The organism is Vibrio sp. ER1A (assembly GCF_000733315.1).
Classification (GTDB): domain Bacteria; phylum Pseudomonadota; class Gammaproteobacteria; order Enterobacterales; family Vibrionaceae; genus Vibrio; species Vibrio mediterranei.
In genome coordinates this window covers 1-2,997 of the sequence record NZ_JPJA01000051.1, presented here as the reverse complement: position 1 = coordinate 2,997, position 2,997 = coordinate 1, and the positions used below count along the sequence as shown (strand labels likewise).

2 protein-coding genes are annotated in these 2,997 nt (G+C 36.2%); both read right to left on the bottom strand.

Features of this window, described 5'->3' with window-relative positions; translation table 11 throughout:
• The coding region (locus HW45_RS04360) for a hypothetical protein (protein WP_038225147.1) at positions 1 to 1,250 on the bottom strand (1,250 nt) is incomplete at its 3' end.
• A 19-nt stretch (positions 1,251 to 1,269) separates the two neighbouring features.
• Complete coding sequence (locus HW45_RS04355; RefSeq protein WP_200874565.1) at positions 1,270 to 2,292, bottom strand: response regulator; 1,023 nt, start codon at positions 2,290 to 2,292, stop codon at positions 1,270 to 1,272.
• Positions 2,293 to 2,997: the final 705 nt, after the last annotated feature.

Genomic DNA, 2,997 nt, shown 5'->3' with positions numbered 1-2,997 from the left:
TCTATAATGACCGCTTCTGAAATCATATCCTTTGATATCTTTCTAACATCGTTCGATCTTAGATTTATTTTTTTTATTTTACTTTTATATTGTTTTACAAAAGGAGTCAGTTTAGAAATTAATTCCTTTTGATCACTATCAATTGGTTTTTTTTCAAGTTTATCTATGCCAGAAATAATCTCATTAAGAATGACAAGGACGTTTTCAGTATATGCTTCACTATTTTCTTTGTTAGCCGTGAGTAAAAAATCGTGTTCCAATTTCCTTGACTCATTCAACCGTCGCTCAATTCCCATCACGGCTTTTGATATTTCCATCCTACGTGACAATTGATTTTTTACAGCCTCTAATTTTTTTTGACTTATATCATACCTCAATTTTTGCCTTTTTTGTAATATTTCACTCAAATTCAACATTTTACTAGCCAAATAGTCAAGCTCCTCTCTGCTTGCCTTTTCAATATCAATTTTCCCTTGTTGCTCATTGGCTAATTCTAACAACGTATATTGATAAGCGTTGCTTAATCCCCTTACTTGATGCAAGTTATTCAAGATTATTTCATCATTATTGTTCGTTTCAAGATCTGATATTTCCTCAAAAATCGATGTAAGGATCGACAATTGATTTTCTACGACATTAGCTTGGTTAAATACTTCGTATTTTGCATACTGTCGAATAAGGTAAACGGACGATAATAAGCTTCTAATTGACGTAGTTAGTCGGGAATTTTCGCTTAATTCAAAATAGAGCTTACCCACCAACTGAGTATCCGTATTAATATAATCAATTTGTAGACTAAGAAATTCATCGACTAACTTACTCGCTTGTTGTGCTTGGACAAGCATAATTCTTTTGGCTTGTTCGTCTTCTCTTCGAAGGTTGACATAAGCTTTAAAGTTACTTTGATAGCGAACAAGTTGCCTTTCTATGCTTTTAGTAGCTTCATTATAGTTTGCACTTGAAGATTCCATACCTTTAACAAGCACAATAGCCTCATCCAAAGACCGCATGGCCTCAGAAGCAGCTGACTCTGTTAGATTTCGAGTATAAGACAACTCTTGTAGGTGTGCTTTGTCTAGAGCTAGAAGGAACTGGCTTGCACCGTCGTATCGTTCCACCGCAATAAATAATTTATTGAGACTAATCCAGGCAGTTATTCCAATACTCGCAATAATAATGACTACACTGACAAAACCGATTGAAATCCAGTTGGATTTTTTAATCGTATTCTCTATGTTTGAGTTATGCATTGTTGACCTTGCTATAAGATTAATCGTGAAACTTGGATTTGATTTCAAGAATTTTCGTACGTTGGCTAATAAATGCATTTACCAACGTTGGGTCAAAGTGTTTGCCGGATTCTGTTTTTAAATAGTTAAAAGCATCATCTGTTTCCCAAGCCGGTTTGTAAGGACGCTCACTCGTTAAGGCGTCAAACACGTCTGCTATCATTACTATACGAGCTGATATAGGTATATTCTCTCCTTTTGTGCCATCTGGATATCCGCTACCATCCCATTTTTCATGATGAAATGTAATTATCTCTCTAGCTAAATCGATAAGTTCTGATTTATGGCAACCAAGGATCTTGATTCCATATTCGACGTGTTTTTTCATTTCCTCCCATTCAACATTATCTAGAGGACCAGGCTTTTTTAGAACATCGTCTGATACACCTATTTTTCCAATATCATGCATTGGTGCGGCCTCAAACAGCAGCTGACACCAGACATTATCTGCATTTATCGCCTCAGCAAGAACTTTACTATAGTGACTCATTCTAACGACGTGCATGCCTGTTTCATTATCTTTATATTCTGCGGCACGGCCTAAGCATTTCGTTATTTCCAGTTGATTAGAGCGTATTTCTTTCGTCCTAAGCTCCACTTGTTGCTCGAGTGCTTTCTTTTGATGATGTAAAGCGATATGAGTGTTAACACGGGAGAGGACGATAGGTGGACTAATTGGTTTAACGATGTAATCGACTGCTCCCATGGCAAAGCCTCTGGTTTCATCTTTAACATCACTTTTAGCTGTGACAAATATTATTGGAATATCTCTAGTAATTGGATTTGTCTTTAAATTAAAACAGACATCATATCCATCCATCTCAGGCATCATCACATCTAGAAGTATAAGATCTGGCTTAGGGTGTAGTTGAGCGATTTTTATTGCGGTTTTTCCATTGGTAGCTGCTTTGACACCGTAATCCTTAATGAGGATAGCACTTAGTAAATCTATGTTTGAAGGGGTATCATCCACAATTAAAATATTAAAAATGGTTTCTCTCACCACTTATCTCCCTCCTAGGAAAGTCAAGCTATTCAAAAATTCACTGAGAAAGCTTGTTTATTCTAATACTTGTTATCTCGCTGAATTTCTCACTCATTTTAAGCTTGAGTTCAATCGTGTTACTCTGTTTCAAGGCTCTTCGAATTACATGCATCACCTCACTTTCCCAACCATCTACCAAAAGGAATTCATTGGGTAGCAAGTCAAAGGTCACGCCAAGGAATTCTTTATTTGGTAAAACATCTGCCACGAACCCTTTGTGAACGTTATAAGTAATCGCGATGTTGACAAATTTTGATTTTGCAACCAGCAAAAAACCTGATTTGAAGTTCCGAATCTTTATTATGTCAAAGCCAAAACGAGTTAGTTCGTTTTCTATGTATAACCGTATGTCCTTCATGGCGTGCCCTTGAGTGCAGAATGGACTCCACTACTATGTGTAATTCGTAGTCAATATCTACACATAGAAGGTGTGTTCGACTTTCATAAACCTAGCTTGCCAAGCATAAATTAAATTGTCAGTAACTGGAATATATCATCGCCATAATATATCAAATGCGATTTTTTTTGTAAGAAAACGCTTAATCTATAAGTAATTTTGTTGTCTTTATGTTACTGTTCGGATTGGTTTATGTGATTTCTTAAGTTTCGTGAGATTGGCTATGAAGCTGGATTAGACAGAGTTAGAGTGGCTTTGTTGCCGAA